This is a genomic window from Devosia sediminis (assembly GCF_016411825.1).
Lineage (GTDB): Bacteria > Pseudomonadota > Alphaproteobacteria > Rhizobiales > Devosiaceae > Devosia > Devosia sediminis.
Genome location: NZ_JAEKMH010000001.1, coordinates 1,144,896 through 1,167,158, shown reverse-complemented (window position 1 = coordinate 1,167,158; position 22,263 = coordinate 1,144,896). Strand labels below are relative to the sequence as shown.

Here is a 22,263-nt window from a genome sequence, read left to right as displayed (position 1 = left end):
CGGTGTCGTGGCGCTCAAACGAGCGCCACGATCTCCTTCTTCTTCCACACGAACTGGTACCAGGCCGCTTGCAGCACCAGCATCATGGTGAAGCTCGCCGCATAAGCCACCCAGATGCCGGTCAGCCCGAGGCTGGTCTGGCTCAGCCACACCGCGCCGGGAAGCTCGATCAGGAGAATACAGGCCAGCGACAGGATCATCGGCGCATAGACGGTGCCGCTGGCGCGCATGATGCCCGAGAACACCACGCTCCAGCCGAAGCAGAGGATGCTCCACAGCACCACATGCAGCAGCGTCTCGGTCAGCTCCACGACCTCCGGATCGGTGATGAACAGGGCCACGACATGCTGGCTGAACAGATAGGCCAGGATGATCAGCCCGCCCGTGATGATGAGGTTCAGCACCACCGCCGTGCGGGTGATCTCCCCGATCTGATCGTTGCGGCGCGCGCCGATCGCCTGGGCCGCGAAGATCGAGGCGGCAATCCCGATCGACATGGCCGGAAACTGCACATAGCTCATCACCTGCCCCAGCGCGCCATAGGCGGCCGTGGCATCGGAACCGAACCGGTTGACGAGGCCCACCACAACAATGCCGGCGATGGAGGAGATCACCATCTGCAGGCCTGCGGGCACGCCCAGTTTCAGGATCAGCCCGAGCAGCCTGAAGTCAGGACGCAGCATGGCGCCGAGCAACACCGCGTCGGGGGCAAGCGGCATGTTGCGGGCGCGCATATAGACGAACAGGAAGACCAGCACGGTGAGGAAGCCGGCGATCATGCCCCAGGCAGCGGCATCGACGCCCAGTTGTGGCAGGCCGAACCATCCCTGGATCAGCGCCGGCGTCACCACCAGACTCACGGCCATGGACATGATCAGCGAAAGGAGCGGCGTGATCGTGTCGCCGACCCCGCGCAGCACCGAGGTGACAACGAGGAAGAGGAAAAAGCCAGGCATGCCGATCAGCACGATCCGCGCATAGCCCACGGCCATGTGGAGGATGTTTTCCGGCGCCCCCAGCACCGTCATGATCTGCTCGGTGAAGATGCCGCCGACAAAGGCCACGACCAGTCCCAGGGCGATCGCCGCGGTCAGCGTGGTGCCGGTGATCCGCTTCACCTTGTCGATGTCACGTGCGCCCCAGGCCTGCCCGATCAGCACGGTCGAGCCGGACGACAGGCCGATGATAAAACTCATCAGGAAGAACATGATGGGGAAGAAGGTCGCGGTGGCGGCCAACGCCTCCACGCCGATCATCTGCCCAACATAAATAGAATTGATCGTGCCCGAGAGCGCCTGAAGGATATTCGATGCCATCAGAGGCACCAGGAAAAAGGCAAACCGCTGCCAGAGGGGGCGGGTGGATTGGGGGTTCATGCGAACGCTCCGGAAAATGCAACAAAGGGCGCGTCACGGCTCTGGCCCCAATCCGGCTGCTGTCGAAAATACCTGGCAGGCGGCCGGGGGGACCAATTCACACCGCGCAATTGCGGTGCCGGCTGGACGGGCGCTGGAGGCTTGGGCAATGACGGCGGCTTGCATACGCCTCGCCCGGCGGAGCGTCAATTGCGGTGCCGCAACAGGCGCGCGACGACTGCCCGGCGGTCGTCGCCGCAATCCATGTCCGGATCGGATTGGAAGGAATGGTGCCCCCCGCCGGACTCGAACCGGCACGCCTCGCGGCGGAGGATTTTGAGTCCTCTGCGTCTACCATTCCGCCAGAGGGGCACGGCTCGGTTCCTAGCCGAGAAGTGGGCGCCGCGCAACAGCCTGCGCGGCCCTGTCACCAGCGTCCGGTGCTCTCCTCGAAGCTGGGATCGAGGAAGCTGCCATTGCCGCTCGGCTGGGTGGTCGTGAAGCCGGCGCCATACTGCTGCTGCATCATCTGTTCGCGCTGGATGGCGTCGAACGCCTGCACATCGAGCCCGATGACCGAGGTCATCAGGTTCGGCCCCGTGCCGGGCTTGAACGCTTCGGCGATGGCCTCCTCGCCCTCGAACGCCTTGACGCCCGTCGATGGGTTGATCCACGTCTCCTGCATGCCATCCGGCACGTTGAACGGCGTCGCCGGCTTGCCCTGGAGCGCATTGGCCATGAAGCTGGTGAAGATCGGCACGGCCATGTCGCCGCCGGTCGATGCCGAACCCATGGAGCGCGGCTGGTCGTAGCCGACATAGATGCCGACGGCCAACTCGGGCGTAAAGCCGACGAACCAGGCATCCTTGTAGTCATTGGTGGTGCCGGTCTTGCCTGCCACCGGCCGATTGAGCGCGCGGGCCTTGGTGCCGGTGCCGCGCTGGATCACGCCTTCCATCATCGAGGTGATCTGGTAGGCGGTCATCGGGTCGAGCACCTGCGGGCGATTGTCGAGGATGCGCGGCTCCCCCTGCCCGTGCCAGTCCGCCGCTTCGCAGCCGTCGCAGACCCGCTGGTCGTGGCGATAAACGGTTTCGCCATAGCGGTCCTGGATACGGTCGATCAGCGTCGGCACGATCTTGCGCCCGCCATTGGCGATGGTCGCATAGGCCGCCGTCATCCGCATCGCCGTCGTTTCCCCGGCACCCAGCGCCATGGCCAGCACCGGCTGCATATTGTCATAAATGCCGAAGAGCTGGGCATAGTCGGCGATCAGCGGCATGCCGATATCGCGCGCCAGGCGCACGGTCATGACGTTTCGGCTGCGCTCGATGCCGCGCCGCAAGGTCTGCGGCCCGTAGAATTCCTGCGAATAGTTTTCCGGCCGCCAGACTGAACCATCCGCCATCCGCACTTCCACCGGCGCATCCAGCACCACGGAAGCCGGCGTATAACCATTGTCGAGTGCCGCCGCATAGACGATGGGCTTGAACGACGAACCGGGCTGCCGCAGCGCCTGCGTGGCGCGGTTGAACTCGCTTTCGGCAAACGAGAACCCGCCCACCATGGCCAGGACGCGGCCGGTGCGCGGATCCATCGCCACCAGCGCACCCTCGATCTCGGGCACCTGCTCGAGCGTGAAGACGCCGTCCTGCCCCGATACCGGGGACACATAGACCACGTCGCCGACCTTCAGGATGTCCTGCACCGGCTGGGAAATCCAGCGAATCTCCGGCCCGGAAAGCGTCCCCTCGACGCGCGCCGAAGTCACCGCGCCATCGACATCGTCTTCGGGCCGCAGCCCGATGCGCGCCTGGTTGTTGCCAACGTCCAGCACGACGGCGAGCTGCCATTCCGGCACGTCGCTGAGCGGTTCGATGGCCGCGACGGCAGCGCCCCAGTCATCGCCCAGTTCCACGCTGGCCACGGGACCGCGGAAGCCGCGGGCATGGTCGAAATCCACCAGTCCGTCCATCAGCGCCCGCCGCGCATATTCCTGCAGGCGCGGCTCCAGCGTCGTGCGCACCGACAGGCCCCCGCCATAAAGCTGGTCCTCGCCGTAGAGCTTGGCGAGGTCGCGGCGCACTTCCTCGGTGAAATATTCCGCCGAATAGAGCTGGCTGCCGGCGGCACGCGGAATGACGTTCAGCGGCTCCTTCTGTGCGGCCGCCGCCTCTTCATAGGTGACATAGCCATTCTCGACCATGCGGTCGATCACCCAGTTGCGGCGCTCGATGGCCGCTTCGGCGCGACGGAACGGATGGTAGTTGTTCGGTCCCTTGGGCAGGGCAGCGATATAGGCCGCCTCCGGCAGCGTCAGTTGATAGAGCGCCTTGTCGAAATAATTCAGCGCCGCCGCCGCCACCCCGTAGGAATTGAGGCCGAGGAAGATCTCGTTGAGATAGAGCTCGAGGATCTTGTCCTTGGAAAAAGTCGATTCGATCCGCAGCGCCAGCACCGCTTCCTGGATCTTGCGGTCCCAGGTCTGTTCCGAGGTCAGGAGGAAATTCTTGGCCACCTGCTGGGTGATCGAGGAGCCGCCACCCTGGATCGAGCTGTCGCCATCCATGCGCGCCATGACGTTGTCACGCAGGGCGCGGATCACGCCGTCTACGGCAATGCCGCTATGGCTGTAAAAATCCTTGTCCTCGGCCGAGAGGAAGGCCTCGACCACCAATGGCGGCACGGTCTCGATCGGCTGGAACAGGCGCCGTTCGCGCGCATATTCGGCCAGCAGCGTCCCGTCGGCGGCGTGCACGCGGGTAGTAACGGGCGGCTGGTAGTCCTGCAACACCGTATAGTCGGGCAATTGCGCCGAAACGACGCTCAGATAGACGGCCGCCGCCGCAACCCCGCCCAGGGCGAGGAACATGCCGAAGCCAAACAGCCAGCCAAGCAGACGAAACATCTGGTCAGACTCTCCCGGCTGCCGAAGCGGCCTTCACGGAATCATACCAGAAGCGAACCGCCCTGTTGATCACTCGAACGCGATTCACGGCTGTTCCTCGAGACCGTCGAAATAGGTGGAAATGCCGCGCGCAATGGCTTCGGCCGTGCGATCCCGCCAATCGGATTGCATCAGGTTGGCCATGTCGCTGGCGTTGGAGAGGAAACCCAGTTCCACCAGCACGGATGGAACATCGGGCGCTTGCAGCACGAAAAAGTCGGCCTGCCGCACGGGGAAGCGCCGCAACTGCACGCTGGGCTCCAGTTGATGCACGATCGACTGGGCGGCCATGAAGGACTGCACGCGCATCTCCCGCCGCATCAGGTCCAGCAGGATATCGACCACTTCCGGCGCCATGGTCGTGGGCATGGCAAAGCCCGCGATCACGTCCGAGGCGTTCTCGTTGTCCGCCAGCACCTTGTCGAGCACGTCGGTGGCGTTCTCGTCACGCGTATAGACCGAAGCGCCGCGGATTTCCGGCTGCTGGAAACTATCGGCATGCAGAGAGATGAAAAGGTCGGCCTTGTTCTGACGCGCCAGTTCCACGCGCTCCTCGAGCCGCAGGTAGGAATCGTCCTCGCGGGTCAGGGCCACGTCGAACCGCCCCGATGCCACGAGCAGTTCCTGCAGGCGCAGCGAGAAGGCCAGGACGATATCCTTTTCCTTGACGCCCTCCGGCGTCTCCGCGCCGCTGTCGATGCCGCCATGGCCGGGATCGATCACCACGAGCGGCCGGCTGTCGCTGGCCACTTCCGAGCCGCCCGCGGGCGTCGAGACGGCTGGCGCGGCAACGGCCTCCGAACCCTGCTTGTCGCGCTCCACATTGGCGGCGAATTCCTCGGCCGTGGCGGGAATGATGTCGACCACCAGCCGGGCCGGCTGGCCCTCGAAGGCGTCGAGCACATAGGCCTGCTGCACCTGTGCCGGCCCGCGCAGGGTCAACGTCGTGCGCACGCGGTCCGCCGCTGCCTGTTCGATGACATAGGCTTCGACGAGGCCTTCTGCCGGTGCGCCCGAAGGTTCGGGCACGGAAAAGGTGCCGGCCCGCACGTCGATCGCCAGCCGCTGCGGGTCTGCGAGGGAAACAAAGGAGAATGCAGTGCGCTCGGCGAGGTCGACCACCAGCCGCGCGCGATCGGCCGTGGCGGTCACGCGCGCATCGATGACATTGGGAAGCGGCGGCAGGACGGCAGCGTCCTGCGCCTGAGCCACAGCAAGACCGGCCACCATGGCCAGCGCGCCCAAGGCGAGGCGTATCAGAAATCGCATGGTCAAGACGTCGACCGGCTCCCAAAAATCCGGGCCGCTAGTTGCCGCGCAGTTACGGCGATTCTTCGGCAGATATGGCCTTATGCGATGATTTGCGCCACGGGCCAAGGAATGAACCTGGAAAACCGCCCCAGCGAGACCAATTTGACTTTCCTGTTGCCATTCCGGCGCAACTTTTCTACACGCTTAGAGTGCAGGTGCGTATGTTCCGCGGTCGTTTTCGGGGTGTTGACGACACCCTCTATGGCCCGGAGCGGAAGTTGCGGTTTCAACCTCCTGCATGAACGAATTTCGGCCCAACCGGGCCGGACGGTGCCAGGCGCTTGGCCTGACACCCAATAGGAAGAGGTCATATGGCCCGCTGGCGAACAGAGCGCGACGCGATCGAGACTACCGATTGCCGCTTTGCTTCGCCCTCAATGCCGGCCCTGACCGAAAACACCATGGCGCTGAACGTGAGAGGTTCGCGCCGCCCAACATCAAACCTATTCGCCCCGCAATGCGCCATGACCAGGATGCCGGCCTCCCGGCGTCCCCTTGTCGGCGCGCGGGTGCGCGGAGCTCAATATGGCGACCAAGAGAATGCTGGTGGATGCCATCCACCCGGAAGAAACACGGATTGTCGTTACATCAGGTAACCGGCTCGAGGAGTTCGATTTCGAATCGGCGGCACGCCGCCAGTTGCGGGGAAATATCTACCTCGCCAAGGTGACGCGGGTTGAACCCAGCCTGCAGGCCGCCTTTGTCGAATATGGCGGCAATCGCCACGGCTTCCTCGCCTTTTCGGAAATCCATCCCGACTACTACCAGATCCCCGTTGCCGACCGCGAAGCGCTGCTGCGCGATGAGGAAACGGAAGACGATCACCACGAGGAAGCCGAAGACACCGTCTCGGTGCCCGAAGGCGTGACCGAGCCGGACGCCGAAGCCGATCCGCAGGAACCCGGCGATGCCAGCCATATCGAGCAAGCCCCCGCCAACAGCGAACCGGTCGAATCGATCGGCGGGGCGGACGCGCTCGAGGAAGTGCCGGAGCGTCGCCGCTCCAGCCAGCAGCGCCGTCACCAGTACAAGATCCAGGAAGTCATCAAGCGCCGCCAGGTGATGCTGGTGCAGGTGGTCAAGGAAGAGCGCGGCAACAAGGGCGCAGCCCTTACCACCTATCTCTCGCTCGCCGGTCGCTACTCGGTTCTGATGCCCAATACCGCCCGTGGCGGCGGCATCTCGCGCAAGATCACCAATGCGGCCGACCGCAAGCGCCTCAAGGAAATCACCGCCGATCTCGAAGTGCCGCAGGGCATGGGCGTGATCCTGCGCACGGCCGGTGCTTCGCGCACCAAGGCCGAGGTGAAGCGCGACTTTGAATATCTGATGCGCCTGTGGGAAAGCGTGCGCACGCTGACGCTGGAAAGCTCGGCGCCGTGCCTCGTCTACGAGGAAGGCTCGCTGATCAAGCGCACCATCCGCGATCTCTACAACAAGGACATCGATGAAGTTCTGGTGGCAGGCGACAATGCCTACCGCGAGGCAAAGGACTTCATGAAGATGATCATGCCGTCCCACGCCAAGAACGTGAAGCCCTATGGCGAAGAGCAGCCGCTCTTCTCCAAGTTCGGCGTCGAGAACCAGCTCGACCAGATGTTCTCGCCCACGGTCACCCTGCCCTCCGGCGGCTATATCGTCATCAACCCGACCGAAGCGCTCGTTTCCATCGACGTGAACTCGGGCCGCTCCACCAAGGAGCACAATATCGAGGACACCGCCCTCCAGACCAATCTGGAAGCGGCCGAGGAAGTGGCCCGCCAGCTCCGCCTGCGCGACCTGGCCGGTCTCATCGTCATCGACTTCATCGACATGATGGAGAACCGCTCCAACCGGGCCGTCGAGCGCAAGCTCAAGGATTGCCTCAAGGACGACCGCGCCCGCATCCAGGTGGGCCGCATCTCCCATTTCGGCCTCATGGAAATGAGCCGCCAGCGCATCCGCTTCGGCGTGGTGGAATCGTCCACCCACAAGTGCCCGATCTGCGACGGCACCGGCCTCGTGCGCTCGACTGAATCGCTGGCGCTGATGATCATGCGCCACATCGAGGATCACGTCCTGCGCAAGCAGGGCCAGTCGATCAATGTCCGCGTGCCCGTCGAAGTCGCGCTCTATATCCTCAATTACAAGCGCGACACCCTTTCGCAGCTCGAAGTGCGGAACAACCTCTCCATCACCATCACTGCCGATGGCAAGATGACCGGGCACCAGTTCGCCATCGAAAAGGGCGAGACCCGCGTGTCCGCCTATGCCGATCAGCGCGCCGCCGCCCATGTGCGCGTCGACAGCGCCGTCATCGAGGACGCGGTCGAGGAAGAAGACGAGGCGGAAGCCGAAGAGGTTGAAGAAACCGAAGCCCGCTCGTCCGAGCAGCAGGGTGAAGGGGACGGCAATGGCCGCCGCCGCCGCCGTCGCCGCCGTCGCGGTGGTCGTGGCGGGGATCATCCGAACCAGCAGGTTGCCGAAGCCGGCAGCGAACCGGACGCCGATGGCGATGCCGAAGGCGAAGATGCCGATAGCGATGAGAGCGCCGTCGCGCGGGCCGATGGCGACAGCGATGGCGAAGGCCGCCGCCGCCGCCGCCGTGGCCGCCGTGGTGGCCGTCGCAACCGTCGCGAGAACGGCGAAGGCGGCAGCGACACTGCCGAGGCCGCTGTCTCCGCACCGGCCGACGCCGTCGTCGACCATGTCGAGGTGAATGCCGAGGCCCCGGCCGAAGCTGCCGCCGAGGAAGCGCCGGCTGAAAAGCCGCGCCGCAGCCGCCGCAAGAAGGTCACCGAAACCGAGGAATCGGCGCCCGCCGAAACCACGCCGGTCGAGGCAACCGCCGATGCGTCTGCTGAAACCGCCGACGACGAGAAGCCCAAGCGCAAGCCGCGCGCCCGCAAGCCCAAGGCAGAAACCGCCGAGGCCGCCGCCGATGTGGCTCTGACCGAGACTGCCCCGGCCAAGGCGCCGCGCGCCCGCAAGGCCAAGGCGGCGCCGGCGGAAGCTCCGGCCGCAGAGCCGGTTGCCGCTGCGACCGAGGACGAAAAGCCGGCGCGTTCGCGGCGCGTGAAGAAGGAGCTGCCGCCCGAAGGCGTGGTGGTGACATCGAGCCCGGCCGCTGCCGAGGAGCCTGTCGCGCCCGCCGAAGGCGAGCCCGAGCCGCCCAAGAAAAAGGCCGGCTGGTGGCAGCGCCGCCTCGGCCTCGGCTAGAAACAGCAAGGGCGGCCCTCGGGTCGCCCTTTTTCATGTCACAAATTCAGAAGGGCCACCCCACCCTCCTTCCCTCCCCATTGAGGGGAGGGAGGCGCAGGCATCGGTCGCCAGTGTTCATCGTCTCCCTCCCCCTTGTGGGGAGGGACCAAGGGTGGGGGTTCTTAAGCTAGGCAAAATACCGGAACACCACGTCCCCCTCATCCTGCGGCGTCGCGCTGTGGTCGCGCACGCCACCCAGCCGCGCCGACACAGCCATGGACTTCTCGTTGGCCGGATCGAAATAGCTCACCAGCGTTTCCAGCCTCAGCGTCTCGAACGCCCAGTCCTGCAACGCCCGGCCGGCTTCCGTCGCAAAACCCCTGCCCTCGAAACCCTCGTAGAGCATCCAGCCCAGTTCCTTTTCCGGGAACATCGGTCCGTGATTGATGCCCACCTGCCCGACACACTCCCCGGTTTCCCGCAGATCGATCATCAGCGCCCCGTGGCCATAGAGTTCCCACATGGCAACGTCGCTGCAGAACATCCCCCAGGCCGCCCAACGCAGGTGCGGGCCGCCCATCATCCGCGATCGTTCCGAGGCCATGAAATCGGCATAGGCCGGATAATCGGCCATGACAGGCGCCCGCAGCACCAGCCGCTCCGTCTGCAGCGTCGGAATGCTGCTCATCTATCCACCCGCTTTCAGGAACATGCGCATTCGCTCCAGCGCCTGCTCCATCGAACGTTCCGTCCCGGCATAGCTGAACCGTACGAAGCCATTGCCGTCGATGCGGTCGAAATCCACGCCCGGCGTCGCGGCCACCCCGGCCCTGTCGAGCATGGTGAGGCAGAAATCCAGCGCGTCATTGGAAAACCTGCCGATCCCCGCATAGGCGTAGAATGCCCCGTCGCCATCATCAGGCAGGTCGAAGCCAAGTTCGCGCAGGCCCTGGCCAAGCAGCGTCCGGTTGCGCGCATAGGCCGCCTTCTGCTCTTCGGCATAGTCACGCTCGCCCAACGCCACGGTGGCACCGATCTGGCTCAGCGTCGGCGCCGAAATGAAGAGGTTCTGCTGCAGGATTTCGGCCCGCCGGATCAGGCTTTCTGGCAGCACCATCCAGCCGATGCGCCAGCCGGTCATGCAGTAATATTTGGAAAAACTGTTGATGACGATCGCATCGCGCGTCAGTTCCAGCGCGCTCACCGAAGGTCCCGAATAGTCGAGCCCGTGATAGATTTCGTCGGAAATGAGCTGGATCCCCAGCCGCTTGCAAGTGGCCACGACGTCCTGCAGCCCGGCGCGATTCAGCGACGCGCCGGTCGGATTGGCCGGGCTGGCAAACAGCAGACCGTCGAACGGCATCTTCCAGAACGCCTGCTCGATATCGGCGCCCGTCAGGCGCCAGCCATTGCCGGCCGAGACCGGAATTTCCACTGGATTGAATCCCAGTCCGGCGAGCGTATTGAGATAGGCCGGATATCCGGGCCGCGTCACCGCGATGCGTGCGCCCGGCTTGAATGCCGCGTGAAAGGCCAGGATGAAGCCCGAGGACGACCCCATCGTCGCCATGATCAGGTCCGGGTCGACGCTGACGCCGTGCTGTCGTTCATAATAGGAGGCCAGGCCCTGTCTCAGGCTCGTGAGACCCTTGGCATTTGTATAACCCTGCGGCTCCGGCAGGGCCCTGGCCACTGCCTCCAGCACGCGTGGCGCCGGCGCCGCACCCGGCTCGCCGAGTTCCAGATGCGCGACGCTGCGCCCCTCGCCCTCCAGTTCGCGCGCCCGCTTGAGGATGTCCATGGCGAGGAATGGCCTGATGCCATCGGTCCATCGGTTGGAAAGCGCGCTCGAATTGTCGGTCATGTTGCCTCCGGCCTGGCTTTCCGACTAGCGCGCTTCCGCCCCGCTTCTCAACCACAATTGATGGCGCTGACATTCCGCACACGACAACGCACTGCGTGTTTCTGGCGCGGTCTGCTAGAAAGTTCGCACTGACTCGCCTGGAGCGCCTCATGAATCGCCTTTCCATCGTCCTGGCCGCCACTGCCGGCCTGCTTGCCGGCGCCCTGGGATATTCCCTGCTCAACCAGCCGGAGCCCCAGACCGACGCTGTCGCAGTCCGCGCCATTGTCGAGCAGGTCCTTTCGGAACAAGCCGCTCTCGCTGCCGTCAGTGCTTCGGTCAGCCCCGCTCCTGTCGAAACCGCTGCCATCGATCCGGCCGTGCTCAATCCCATGATCGAGCAATACCTGCTCAGCGACCCCAAAGTGCTCCAGCGCGTGTCCTCGGCGCTCGAAGTGACCCTGCGGCAGGAGGAAACGGCCCGCACCGAAACGGCCATGGCCGAATTCAAGGACCGCATCTTCAACGCGCCCGACCAGATTATTCTGGGCAATCCCGATGGCGATGTGACCCTGGTGGAATTCTTCGACTACAATTGCGGCTATTGCCGTGCGGCCCTGCCCGACATGGCAGCGCTGCTCGCCGAGGATCCGAACCTCAAGGTCGTCCTCAAGGAATTCCCCATCCTCTCCAACGAATCCATCGACGCCGCCCGCGTCGGCGTGCTCGTCGGCGCCAGCGACGCCGACTACTGGGATTTCCATCAGGCGCTGTTCACCAGCCGGGGCAAGGTCGACAAGGACGTGGCCCTTGCCGCCGCCCAGTCGCTTGGTCTTTCGCCCGCCGAACTGGAAGCCCAGATGAACGACCCCACGGTCGCCCAGACCATTCAGGGCTCCTACGAAATCGCCCAGGCGCTGGGCATTACCGGCACCCCGACCTACATCATCGGTAACGAAATCATTCCTGGTGCCATCGGCGTCGACGAACTGCGCGCCCGCATCGCCGACATGCGCGCCTGCGGCCAGAGCCAGTGCAGCTGATGCCAGGGCTTGCTTCTGCCTTGTTTGCTTTTTAGTGCATTTCGTGTAACCGCCCTTGCGCCGGTCAAAAGCGCCGGTGCACAAGGCTTGGATCATGACCAAACGCGTTCTCGTCCTCAATGGCCCGAACCTCAACCTGCTCGGCACGCGCGAGCCGGGCACTTATGGGTCGGAAACCCTCAAGGATGTCGAGAACCTGTGCAAGGCGGCGGCGGACGAACTGGGGCTCAGCCTCGATTTCCGCCAGTCCAACCATGAAGGCGAGCTGGTCACCTGGATCCAGGATGCCCGCAAGACCGCCGATGGCATCCTGATCAATCCGGCTGCCTATTCCCACACCTCGGTCGCCATCCACGATGCCCTCAGGGCCGTGAGCCTGCCCGTGGCCGAAGTCCACCTCACCAATATCCACCAGCGTGAAGCGTTCCGGCACCATTCCTATGTGTCGTCGGTCGCATTCGGCGTCATTTGCGGCTTCGGCTCGCTTGGATATAAGCTGGCCCTCGTGGCCATGGCCGAAAAACTCAAATAACGCTTCGACGCGAGAAGCCGGGAGACCGACAGAATGACCAAGTCATCAGTGGATCAGGACCTGATCCGCGCCATCGCCGAACTGCTCAACAAGGAAAACCTTGCCGAGATCGAAATCGAGCAGGACGACCTGCGGGTCCGCGTCACGCGTTCCTACCCCGTCGAGGCGCCGGCCTATGCGCCCGCTCCCATGCAGTATATGGCCGCTCCGGCACCTGCTCCCGCTGCTGCCCCGAGCGCACCGGCCGGTTCGGTTCCTGCCGCTGCGCCCGCCAAGGCCGAGGATCTTGCCTCCAATCCCGGCACCCTGACCTCTCCCATGGTCGGCACCGCCTACCGCTCCCCTGAGCCGGGCAAGCCGGCTTTCGCTGATGTCGGCACCAAGGTGACCGAAGGTCAGACCGTCCTCATCATCGAGGCGATGAAGACCATGAACCAGATCCCCGCGCACCGCTCCGGCACCGTCACCCGCATTCTCGTGGACGACGCCCAGCCGGTCGAATATGGCGAGCCGCTCGTCGTCATCGAGTAAGGGGGCGACCATGTTCCAGAAGGTTCTCATCGCCAACCGCGGCGAAATTGCCCTGCGCATCCTGCGTGCGTGCAAGGAAATGGGCATCGCAACAGTGGCCGTGCATTCCACGGCCGACGCCAATGCCATGCATGTCCGCCTCGCCGACGAAAGTGTCTGCATCGGCCCCAATGCCGCGCGCGACAGCTATCTCAACATCCCCTCGATCATGGCGGCCTGCGAGATCACCGGCGCTGACGCCGTGCATCCGGGCTATGGCTTCCTTTCGGAAAACGCCCGCTTCGCCAAGATCCTGACGGAACACAACGTCACCTTCATCGGCCCCTCGGCGCACCATATCGAGATCATGGGCGACAAGATCACGGCCAAGAAGACGGCCGTCGAATTGGGCATTCCCGTCGTCCCCGGCTCTGCTGGCGCCGTCGAGACCGAGGAAGACGCCAAGAAGACCGCCGCATCCATCGGCTATCCGGTGCTGATCAAGGCGACTGCTGGCGGCGGTGGCCGTGGCATGAAGGTCGCCAAGACCGAAAGGGACCTGCTCGAAGCCTGGTCCACGGCCCGTACCGAAGCCAAGGCCGCCTTCGGCAATGATTCCGTCTATATGGAAAAGTATCTCGGTAAGCCGCGCCACATCGAGGTGCAGGTGCTCGGCGATGGCCAGGGCAATGCCGTGCATCTCGGCGTGCGCGATTGCTCGCTGCAGCGCCGGCACCAGAAGGTATGGGAAGAGGCCGGTGGTCCGACCATTTCCCCGCAGGAACGCGACAAGATCGGCGAAATCTGCGCCGCCGCCATGCGCAAGCTGAAATATTCCGGCGCCGGCACGATCGAATTCCTCTACGAAAACGGCGAGTTCTATTTCATCGAAATGAACACCCGCCTTCAAGTGGAGCATCCGGTGACCGAGCGCATCACCGGCATCGACATCGTCTATGAGCAGATCAAGGTCGCTTCGGGCGAAAAGCTGTCGATGACGCAGGACCAGGTGCAGTTCTATGGCCATGCCATCGAAGTGCGCATCAATGCCGAGGATCCGCAGACCTTTGCGCCCTCGCCCGGCACCATCACCTTCTACCACCCCGCCGGCGGCGTCGGCATCCGCGTCGATTCGGCGGTCTATCAGGGCTACAAGATCCCGCCTTACTACGACTCGTTGATCGGCAAGCTGATCGTCTATGGCCGCACCCGCGAAGAGTGTCTGAAGCGCCTCAGCCGCGCCGTGGACGAATTCGTCATCGATGGCGTCAAGACCACGCTGCCGCTGTTCCAGCGCCTGCTCAAGCAGCCGGACATTCTCAACGGCAATTACGACATCCACTGGCTGGAAAATTTCCTCGCCAACAACAAGGCGTAAGCCACCCCCACCCAACCTCCCCCTGAAGAAGGGGGAGGAGCCGTCCGGTGAGGTACGAAGGCATCGAGGCAAACCCGATGCGCCCCTCCCCCTTCGTCAGGGGGAGGCCGGGTGGGGGTTGGTTTCGGCCCAGTTGCCACTAGATTAGACCCATGGCCCGCCGCACCGATCCCTTTGCCATCGAATTGACGCCCGAGCTGATCGTGCGTGCCTATCGCGCCGGCATTTTTCCGATGGCCGAGGACGCGACGGATACCGACATCTTCTGGGTCAGCCCTGACATGCGCGGCATCATTCCGCTCGATGGCTTTCACGCCAGCAAGAGCCTGCGCAAAACCATGCGCAAATCCGGCTGGGACATTCGCGTCGACACCGACTGGGATGGCGTCATCGAAGGGTGCGCGACGGTCGGCGAGGACCGAGACACGACCTGGATCAACGCCACGATCCGATCGGTCTATGGTGAGCTCTTTGCCCGCGGTGTGGCACACACCGTGGAAGTCTGGGACGGCGACGACCTGATCGGCGGGCTCTATGGTCTTGCCATCGGCGCCGCCTTCTTTGGCGAGTCCATGTTCCACCGCCGCACCGACGCGTCGAAAATGGCCATGGCCCATTTGGTCGACCGGCTTAATGCGGGCGGCTTCGAATTGCTCGACACCCAATTCCTCACCGAACACCTCGCTTCGCTCGGTGGTATCGAAATTACCCGTGCCGATTACGAAGATCGCCTCGTCCGCGCCACGGCGCAGGACGCTGACTGGCACGCCTGGGACCGCAAATGATCAAGCCCGAAATCCTGCCCGAAAGCTTCTCGCCGCTGCGCGATCTCGACTGGACGCCGGTCAGCATCGGTGAATCCGGCGCCGCCATCTGGCGCATCGTGCTCAGCGAAGGCAATTCCGTATTCCTCAAGTCCGAGCCTATACACCCGCTGGCCGAACTGCCCGGCGAGATCGAGCGTCTCAACTGGCTCACCCGCATGGGCTTCAAGGCGCCGCGCGTCATCGACACCGAGCAGTCGGCCGACCGTGTCTGGCTGCTGATGAGCGCCGTGCCCGGCGAGGACCTGACCCATTATGGGGACGAGCCCGACACCGTCATCCGCGCCTATGTCCAAGGTCTCAAGCGCATCCACGCGCTGGACACCGCCAATTGTCCGTTCGACCACAGCCTCGATGCCCGGCTCGCCGCCGCAGAAGCGCGGCTCGTTGCTGGTATGGTCGACGAAACCGACTTCGACGACGAACGATCGGGGTGGACTGGTCGCCAGGTGCTCGACTGGCTGCATGCCAACCGCCCGGCCGAGGGTCAGCGCATCGTCACCCATGGCGACGCCTCCACGCCCAATGTCCTGGCGCTGGATGGCCGCTTTTCTGGTCTCGTCGATTGCGGCCGCCTGGGCCTTGCCGATGTCTGGCAGGACCTGGCTCTGGCCTGTCGCAGTATCGAATACAATATCGGCCGCGAACACGTAGCCCCATTCCTGGCCCGCTACGGCGCCGAATGGGACGAGGCCAGGTATAGCTACTATTGCGCCCTGGACGAGATGTTCTGAAGGCGCCTTGGCCCATCACCGCCACCGAGCCGCCCTCGGGCTTGACCCGAGGGCCAGTTTCAAGGCGCACATCGCTGGGATTGTGCCGGTGACGAAAGGCCCTCGGGTCAAGCCCGAGGGCAGCGCAGAGCATGCGAGCAGATCGCGCCTACCCTCACTCCCGCAGCTTGAACGCCAGCGTCGTCACCCACTTTTCCATATCCGGCTCTTCCTCCGGATCGGTGTCGTAGATTTCCAGCCGGCAAGCGAAGTGATCGCCATCGGCTTTTTCATCCACGTCGAGCTGCTGCCCGGACTGCCGCACCCAGCCGATCAGCATGCCGGTCACGGTGATCAGCTTGTCCGGATGCCCGGTCCAGCTCAGGCCGATGAATTTTCCTGCGGGCAAGGTGCCGTTCTTCACCTTGCCCTCTTCGGGCCCGAGCTTCTCGACCGCGATGCCCGCCTCGACATCGAGGGTCTCCGACATGTTGATCCGGCGATAGTTGTAGAAGGCCGCGCCCACCGGTTTGAGTCCATGCTTTTCCAGATGCGCGAAAACCAGCGGGAAGCCCTCCCGCGCCGGCTTCTGCATCTGCCGCATGGTCACGGTGAACGGCACGTAGATATAGGGCTGCGCCTTGCGCTTCTCGGTCTTGGGCAGTGTCAGCATCTTGTCCTCCTCGTTCAGTCGACTTGTCCGCCGCCGGTCGTATTGGCCAGCGTCGCGGTCATGCTCGACGCCAGGTCGCTGGCGAGCAGCACCGCGGCATCGGCGCATTGACGCAGCGATGCGATGTGCCGCAACGGCGTATCCTTGGCGAATTCGGCATGCATCTCCTCGAATGTCATGCCGCGCTCCTTGGCGTGAATGGTCCACACTTCCTTGATCCCCGGCGTATCCGGCGACCCCGGCGAGCGCACCCAGCAGCAGCGGACGCCCTTGGGTCCGTTCTCGACCGCCAGATGCCGGAGGAAGTGTTCGACGGCGGCGGAGGCAACACCAAAGCCGCCCATATTCCCATAAGCCTGCCGCGCGGCATTTGCCGTGTAGCCGAGAATGACCCCGCCGCCATTCTCGCCCATATGCCGGGCCGAGGCTGTCCCAACGTTGAACCAGGATTTGAGCCCGTTCTGCACCGGTCTCATGAACGTTTCGAAATTGTGGTCGACGAGGCTCCTGCCCTGCGAGTCGCCCCAGTCGATGGCGCTGAAGGCGATCTTCACCGGGCCGCTCTGGCTGACCACCTGCTCCAGATGCGCCGAGACCGAATCCGGGCTCAAGGCATCGGCCTTGGCGGCATAGGCGGTTCCGCCGCTTTCCCGGATGGAGCGCGCCACGGCCTCGAGCGGTTCCAGCCGGCGGGCTGCCAGGTGCACGATGGCCCCTTCCCGCGCAAAGGCCCGCGCGACCGTGCTTCCCACCGCGCCGCTACCCCCATAGACCACGGCCACCTTGTCCTTGAGCAACATGCTGTCCTCCCCTGCGCGCCACCACGCCTTTCCCTCTCGACGAAGGAGGGCCGGCGGATTGAACACGCTCAGGAGAAAAAAATCAGCGCTGGTCTGGCGGCGGCACGTTGGTGGAGGTTTTGCACTCGATCAGCCACACGTCATAGACGGCGTGGTCGACCGCATTGAGCGCCGGGCTGTCGGCAAACATCCAGCCGGTAAAGATGCGCTCGGTTGTCCCGTCGAGGCTGCGCTGATCGACCTCGAGAAAGGCCGAGGTGCGCTGCAGCGTATCGCTGCTCGGCCGGTCGTAGCAGGCGCGCGGCGTCAGTTCGAGCGCGCCGAACAGCACGGTCTCGTCGATATAGACGTCGAAGCGGGTAATGCGCCCGGTAATCTTGTCGAGCCCGGCAAACGTCGCAACCGGATTGGCCATGGGCTGTGCCTGCACGGGCGCCATCACGGGCAAGGTCAAAACGGCCGCTGTCAGCAGCGGCCGCAGAATGGTTTTGCAGGTATTTTGCAAGACCGGTCCCTTATTCGGGCGACCAGGCCTGGTAGTCGCCGGTGACGCGCGGACGCTCGCCCTTGTTGAGCAGGCTCCCGTCGGGACGGTACGCCGCGGCCGTACCGGTCAGGTTCGGCTGGTGCGGCTTTTCCCAGGCGCGCGGTTCATACTTGGCATTGGCCGGTACCACGTCGGACCGGTGGTGCATCCAGCCGTGCCAGCCCGGCGGAATCGCCGAGGCATCGGCATAGCCACCGGCATAGGTCACGTAGCGGCGATTGGCCTTGCGGTCCTGGTAATAGCGGTTGCCGAACTCGTCCGAGCCGACATAGTCGCCGAAGCGGCGGATCCAGAGGCGCGTGCCCCAGGTATTGCCGCCCCACCAGGCGAAGATTTCGGTCAGGAACTGCTTGATACCGGATTTGGCCACGGGACGATTCCGAATTGATAGGCGGTCGATTTGCCTTGGCGGTTTAGCACGCGAAGGCAGGTGAGCCTAGAGCATGATCGGGAAAAGTGGGCGCCCTGATGGCGCCTTCTCGACAACGTCGCGGGCCTGGGTTCAGATGCGCCCATGTCCGGCCCGAAGTCCACCGCAACCCCCGCAATTCCGACCGAGGCCACCGTGCTGGCCATCGTCCGCGAGCGCTTCGGCTGGAACACGGCAGAGGCGCGCCGCTTCACGACGGGGATGGCCTTTTACGTCTATGACGTGCTTCACGGGCCGGACAACGTGGTCGTGCGCATCGGCCTGCCCAACCAGGCCGGGTCCATGGCCGAAGGCCTCGCCCTCTGGCGCCGCCTCACGCCGCTGGGCGTCCCCCTGCCCGCCATCCTCGCCGACGGCACCGATGCTGACCTGCCCTATGTCATTATGACCCGCCTCGAAGGTACCGATCTCGGCCATGTCATGATGAGCCTGACCGCGCCACAACGGACCGCCATCGCCCAGTCCGTTGCCGACGCACAACTGGCCACGGCCCGTCTGGGCCCCGGCCAGACATTCGGCTTTGCGGCGCGCCCTGAGGCAGCACCCCACCGGACCTGGGGCGACGTCATCGCGGCCGGCATCGACCGGTCCACGCGCCGCATCGCCGCCAACGGTCTCTTTCCGCCCAGCATTGCCGCCCCCGTCATCGCGCGTTTCGAGCACCACCGCCCGGCGCTCGACGCCATCGCCGCGACGCCCTTCCTCCACGACACCACCACCAAGAATGTCATCGTCGCCGACACAGGCCGATTTTCCGGCATTGTCGATGTGGACGACCTCTGCTTCGGCGACCCGCGCTATGCCGCCGCCCTGACCAGGGCTGCCCTCCTCGCCTTTGGTGGCCCGGCCGACTACATCGAACCGTGGCTCGCCCGGATGCACTTGCCGCAGGATGGCGTGTTTTCCTTCTACGTGGCTGAATTCCTTCTCAACTTCATGTCCGAGCATGGCATGGTCTTCAACGGCAATTCCGCGCCCTCTGACCCGGCCACGCGCAACCGCCTCGCGGCGCTGCTCACCCGGGTCCTGGACGCGGCGCCGTGAGCCTCCGCCGTTTCCTCGGGCTCTACTACGCCTATGTCTTCCTCTTCGATTTCATTCTCGCCTATGCCTTCTATACGGCACTGTTCGAGCTCCAGGGTCTCTCGATCACCGAGATCGGCCTCCTGTTCGCCCTCTGGTCAGCCGCCGCCATCGTGCTGGAAATGCCGTCCGGCGCCCTGTCCGATCACTTCGACCGGCGCTGGCTCTTGGTCGCCGCGCCCCTGTTCAAATGCCTGACCTTCCTGTTCTGGACCGTCGCAGCCGGCAATTTCTGGCTCTACGCCGCCGGCTTCCTGTTCTGGAGCCTCGCCCAGGCGCTGCAATCGGGCTCCCGCGAATCCCTGCTCTATGAGCGGATGGCGCATGAGGGTCGCAGCGAGGATTTCGACAAGGTCCTCGGCCGCGACAATGCCGCCGAGGAACTGGGCATCGGCTGCGGCACGCTCCTGGGCGGCTTCGTCGCCTGGTTCAGTTTTGATTGGGGTCTATGGCTCTCCATCCCGCCGCTGGTCCTCGCTGCGCTGCTGGCCCTCGGCCTCCGCGACGTCAGGCGGATCAAGGCAGCAGAGGAGCCGGAGGAAACCCCTTCCGGCTACCTGTCCCACTTCGTCGACGCCGCCAACGAGTTCTGCCACCACGCCGACCTGCGCTTCGTCACCACCTATATCGCCGTCGGCCTCGTGGTCTTCGAGCTGATCGAGGAGTTCGACCAGCTCTACTACCTTGCGGTGTCCCTGCCCGTCTGGGCCTGGGGCCTCACCGGCGCAGGCGTCGAATTCGTCTTCGCCGTATCCAGCATCTTTGCCCATCGCCTCGCCGGCCGGCCGTGGCTCGCCTGGCTGCTGCCGCTGCTCGGTGGCGCCCTCCTGGTGGCTTCGTCCCTCGGCACCACGCCCTGGTTCGTGCTGCTGCTCTGCGCCGCCTATGTGGTTATGGCCCCGGTCAGCGTCCTAGCCGAAGCGCGCTTCCACCGCGTCATGGAAGGCCGCAGTCGCGCCACCACCACATCGGCTTTGGTCATGGCCGAAAACGTCTCGGGCATCCTGGGCACCCTCGCCTTCGGCCTCCTCGCCGACCGCATCGGCATCCTCCCCGCCTACGGCTGGGCCGGCCTCGTCATGCTGCCTATGGCCATCTGGGTGTACCGCGGGCAAAGACGCGGGCTGCGGGCGATCGATTAGATAACCCATCCATGGAAGCCTCAGGTTGGTGCCATCAGTAGACCCCCCGCTACCCACGTCAGCGAGAAGCGCTGCCGTCACCGCCATGCGCGGCGTTGGAGCCCTGAAGATCGACAGGCCCCCACTGCCCTCAGCCCGTCCCAATCAGCCCGTCCCCTCTTTGACGCGCTTCGGGCATAAGCTCGCAAGAAGGGATGGCACTTGTTCAGAGAGCAACACTTGGAACGACGATTGGATGTAGTTGATCGCCGTATGTCAGCATTATTGGCAACACCAAAGTACGAAAACCCGTATTAGGCGCCAACGTAGAGAAGTGGATTCTGGCTATATAGCCGACGGAAACGATAGCTCATCGATCAATTGCTGCTGCACCAAATTGGCATTTCGGATCGCCATTGTCTCTCGATACTCTTGCGCCTCGACGTCTTTAAAGAAAGCCGCCCCCGGAGCAAGTTGCTTAACCGCAGCTTCCACCTCATCAATGGACACCCGAAAAAACTCCTTGCGGAAGTTTGTGGCGTTGACGCGCCTAGCCGCAAACGTGTTGTGCAACGCTCGTTCCAGCGCCGGCGCCTCGTCGCTATAAATCATAGCGTGAGTGTCGAAGAGGAACGGCACGCTGGCGTCGCCAAGTTCACGTATCCGATCGGCTGGCTCAAGTCGCCGAGTTAGGCCAATCTTCACGAAATCAGGGCCGAAAGAACCAATATTAGAAATGACATAGACGTACCCCGTCTTCGTCATCTCGGCCATGGCCCGCGCACGCTCGGCCTTCGCATGGGCCTCGGCAAGGTCCCGCTCCAGTATTGCAATTTGCTGGGAGTACGCCTCCAACTTAGGACCATCCACACTAGCAGCCTCTTGGCGGGCCTTCTGCAACAGTCGCTGGTAGCGCGCCTCCTCTTCTTCAGCGCGCTCCATTTCCCTCAAAAGCTTCTGTTCTTCTCGGGCTGCCCTCGCGTCTTCCGCTCTCTCCTCCCGCTCCTGCTTGACCTTTTCGCGCAACTCATGTGTCAGGCGAAGCTCCTCTAGCTTCAGCCGGAAGTAGGGCTCGGTAATTGCAACATGGTTCGATGCATTGTGCTTGTCGATCTGCGTACGAGCGTTCTCTATGCGCTTTTCCATGGCGTTCGCATTGTTCCACCGCACGTTGGCGATGGCAGCATCACATTCCCCATTAAATGCCCGGAGAGTTAGCCTGATATTGCGCTCGGTCATCGTTCGACCTTTTGCAATACTGCCATCCACTGTCCAAGGGATGTGGCATACCGCTGCGGTCTTTCCGGATACCATCAGCTTCTGATGATCCCGCACACGATTGATCGCGACCTTGAACTCTTCACTCGTATCAAAATCAAAATGGGGTTCGTAGACCCCCATTTCCGCAAACGCCAATCGGTCGTCAAAGATCGCTACCTCCTTAGCGAGCCTGTCAAAGATAGTCTTCTTTTCAGAGTATGATCGCTGAAGCTCGGACAGAGTGGCGGCCAATGCTTCCGTCTGAGCGGTCGCAGAAGCGACTTCCGATGCGGCTTTCTCCTCCCGTGCTTGTGCCCGTTGGTTAGCTAGGTCAATGATCTTCTGCGCTTCGGCGTCGGCGTCAACGACAACCGAGAAGCGCCGCTCCACCGCGATTCGCTTCTTGGTTTCGGTCTCTATTGCTCGCCGAGCCTGGGCGCGATCCCGGATGATCACGTACATCAGAATGGCAAAGGCCAGCACAATGCAACTGAGGCTCGCCACTAATATCCATTGATTTTCAGTCATCGCCCACTCCCCCCAAAGGAGAGTTTACTTGCCGGACGCAATGTGTCGACAGGATTTGTCCTGGTTGTGAGCAAGCATCTCAAAAGCTCGCCGGAGCGACGCGCTCGAAAATCTCATCCCCGCCCCCAAATCCTCCCCCATTCTCCCACCCATCTCCGCACAAGCTGCGCGGTCGCGACGAACGG

Annotated in this window: 19 protein-coding genes and 1 tRNA gene; 9 read left to right on the top strand and 11 right to left on the bottom strand. The window is 63.8% G+C overall.

Annotated features, from left to right (window positions below; genetic code table 11):
- Nucleotides 1-14: 14 nt before the first annotated feature.
- From JEQ47_RS06110 to JEQ47_RS06095, 4 genes are all read right to left on the bottom strand, one after another.
- Nucleotides 15-1,376, bottom strand: coding sequence for an MATE family efflux transporter (locus JEQ47_RS06110; RefSeq protein ID WP_198875466.1), 1,362 nt, complete (start codon nucleotides 1,374-1,376; stop codon nucleotides 15-17).
- A gap of 267 nt (nucleotides 1,377-1,643) precedes the next feature.
- A tRNA-Leu gene (locus JEQ47_RS06105) sits at nucleotides 1,644-1,727 on the bottom strand.
- Between the two features lie 55 nt (nucleotides 1,728-1,782).
- Nucleotides 1,783-4,263, bottom strand: a complete 2,481-nt coding sequence (locus JEQ47_RS06100; RefSeq protein WP_198875465.1) for a penicillin-binding protein 1A — start codon at nucleotides 4,261-4,263, stop codon at nucleotides 1,783-1,785.
- Between the two features lie 84 nt (nucleotides 4,264-4,347).
- Nucleotides 4,348-5,571 carry an N-acetylmuramoyl-L-alanine amidase gene (locus JEQ47_RS06095; RefSeq protein ID WP_198875464.1) on the bottom strand — a complete coding sequence of 408 codons (1,224 nt, stop codon included), beginning with the start codon at nucleotides 5,569-5,571 and terminating at the stop codon, nucleotides 4,348-4,350.
- Between the two features lie 567 nt (nucleotides 5,572-6,138).
- Here JEQ47_RS06095 and JEQ47_RS06090 point away from each other — a divergent pair.
- Entirely contained in the window at nucleotides 6,139-8,811 is a 2,673-nt protein-coding gene (locus JEQ47_RS06090; RefSeq protein WP_198875463.1) for an Rne/Rng family ribonuclease, read from the top strand.
- A 169-nt stretch (nucleotides 8,812-8,980) separates the two neighbouring features.
- On the opposite strand, the gene JEQ47_RS06085 is transcribed toward JEQ47_RS06090, so the two are convergent.
- Both JEQ47_RS06085 and JEQ47_RS06080 read right to left on the bottom strand, forming a co-directional pair.
- On the bottom strand, nucleotides 8,981-9,481 hold the full coding sequence (locus JEQ47_RS06085) for a GNAT family N-acetyltransferase (RefSeq protein ID WP_198875462.1): 501 nt from the start codon (nucleotides 9,479-9,481) through the stop codon (nucleotides 8,981-8,983).
- Nucleotides 9,482-10,657: a pyridoxal phosphate-dependent aminotransferase gene (locus tag JEQ47_RS06080; protein ID WP_198875461.1), complete on the bottom strand. Its 1,176-nt coding sequence runs from the start codon at nucleotides 10,655-10,657 to the stop codon at nucleotides 9,482-9,484.
- Between the two features lie 149 nt (nucleotides 10,658-10,806).
- On the opposite strand from JEQ47_RS06080, the gene JEQ47_RS06075 reads away from it, so the two are divergent.
- The 6 genes from JEQ47_RS06075 (at nucleotide 10,807) to JEQ47_RS06050 (ending at nucleotide 15,657) form a co-directional block, all read left to right on the top strand.
- Nucleotides 10,807-11,679 carry a DsbA family protein gene (locus JEQ47_RS06075; RefSeq protein WP_198875460.1) on the top strand — a complete coding sequence of 291 codons (873 nt, stop codon included), beginning with the start codon at nucleotides 10,807-10,809 and terminating at the stop codon, nucleotides 11,677-11,679.
- Nucleotides 11,680-11,773: 94 nt separating this feature from the next.
- A complete protein-coding gene (gene aroQ, locus JEQ47_RS06070) occupies nucleotides 11,774-12,211 on the top strand; it encodes a type II 3-dehydroquinate dehydratase (RefSeq protein WP_198875459.1) in 438 nt (145 codons plus the stop codon).
- A 33-nt stretch (nucleotides 12,212-12,244) separates the two neighbouring features.
- The gene (accB, locus tag JEQ47_RS06065; protein ID WP_198875458.1) at nucleotides 12,245-12,742 is read left to right on the top strand and encodes an acetyl-CoA carboxylase biotin carboxyl carrier protein; all 498 of its coding nucleotides are present in this window, start codon (nucleotides 12,245-12,247) and stop codon (nucleotides 12,740-12,742) included.
- A 10-nt stretch (nucleotides 12,743-12,752) separates the two neighbouring features.
- A complete protein-coding gene (gene accC, locus JEQ47_RS06060) occupies nucleotides 12,753-14,099 on the top strand; it encodes an acetyl-CoA carboxylase biotin carboxylase subunit (protein ID WP_198875457.1) in 1,347 nt (448 codons plus the stop codon).
- 152 nt (nucleotides 14,100-14,251) lie between these two features.
- Nucleotides 14,252-14,884, top strand: coding sequence for a leucyl/phenylalanyl-tRNA--protein transferase (gene aat, locus JEQ47_RS06055; RefSeq protein ID WP_198875456.1), 633 nt, complete (start codon nucleotides 14,252-14,254; stop codon nucleotides 14,882-14,884).
- A complete protein-coding gene (locus tag JEQ47_RS06050; protein WP_198875455.1) occupies nucleotides 14,881-15,657 on the top strand; it encodes an APH(3') family aminoglycoside O-phosphotransferase in 777 nt (258 codons plus the stop codon). Before aat ends, JEQ47_RS06050 begins: the two co-directional genes overlap by 4 nt.
- Nucleotides 15,658-15,811: 154 nt before the next feature.
- Here JEQ47_RS06050 and JEQ47_RS06045 read toward each other — a convergent pair whose 3' ends face one another.
- From JEQ47_RS06045 to JEQ47_RS06030, 4 genes are all read right to left on the bottom strand, one after another.
- Nucleotides 15,812-16,309 carry a GyrI-like domain-containing protein gene (locus JEQ47_RS06045; RefSeq protein ID WP_198875454.1) on the bottom strand — a complete coding sequence of 166 codons (498 nt, stop codon included), beginning with the start codon at nucleotides 16,307-16,309 and terminating at the stop codon, nucleotides 15,812-15,814.
- Between the two features lie 14 nt (nucleotides 16,310-16,323).
- The gene (locus JEQ47_RS06040) at nucleotides 16,324-17,109 is read right to left on the bottom strand and encodes an SDR family NAD(P)-dependent oxidoreductase (protein ID WP_198875453.1); all 786 of its coding nucleotides are present in this window, start codon (nucleotides 17,107-17,109) and stop codon (nucleotides 16,324-16,326) included.
- 82 nt (nucleotides 17,110-17,191) lie between these two features.
- Nucleotides 17,192-17,614, bottom strand: a complete 423-nt coding sequence (locus JEQ47_RS06035; protein ID WP_407931771.1) for a DUF2155 domain-containing protein — start codon at nucleotides 17,612-17,614, stop codon at nucleotides 17,192-17,194.
- A 10-nt stretch (nucleotides 17,615-17,624) separates the two neighbouring features.
- Entirely contained in the window at nucleotides 17,625-18,011 is a 387-nt protein-coding gene (locus JEQ47_RS06030) for an NADH:ubiquinone oxidoreductase subunit NDUFA12 (protein ID WP_198875740.1), read from the bottom strand.
- Between the two features lie 159 nt (nucleotides 18,012-18,170).
- On the opposite strand from JEQ47_RS06030, the gene JEQ47_RS06025 reads away from it, so the two are divergent.
- Both JEQ47_RS06025 and JEQ47_RS06020 read left to right on the top strand, forming a co-directional pair.
- Nucleotides 18,171-19,130 carry a phosphotransferase family protein gene (locus tag JEQ47_RS06025; protein WP_198875452.1) on the top strand — a complete coding sequence of 320 codons (960 nt, stop codon included), beginning with the start codon at nucleotides 18,171-18,173 and terminating at the stop codon, nucleotides 19,128-19,130.
- The gene (locus tag JEQ47_RS06020; protein WP_198875451.1) at nucleotides 19,127-20,311 is read left to right on the top strand and encodes an MFS transporter; all 1,185 of its coding nucleotides are present in this window, start codon (nucleotides 19,127-19,129) and stop codon (nucleotides 20,309-20,311) included. Before JEQ47_RS06025 ends, JEQ47_RS06020 begins: the two co-directional genes overlap by 4 nt.
- A gap of 324 nt (nucleotides 20,312-20,635) precedes the next feature.
- Here the strand turns inward: JEQ47_RS06020 and JEQ47_RS06015 are convergent, their stop codons facing one another.
- Nucleotides 20,636-22,078 (bottom strand): SNIPE associated domain-containing protein, encoded by a 1,443-nt coding sequence (locus tag JEQ47_RS06015; protein WP_198875450.1) that lies wholly within the window; start codon nucleotides 22,076-22,078, stop codon nucleotides 20,636-20,638.
- Nucleotides 22,079-22,263: the final 185 nt, after the last annotated feature.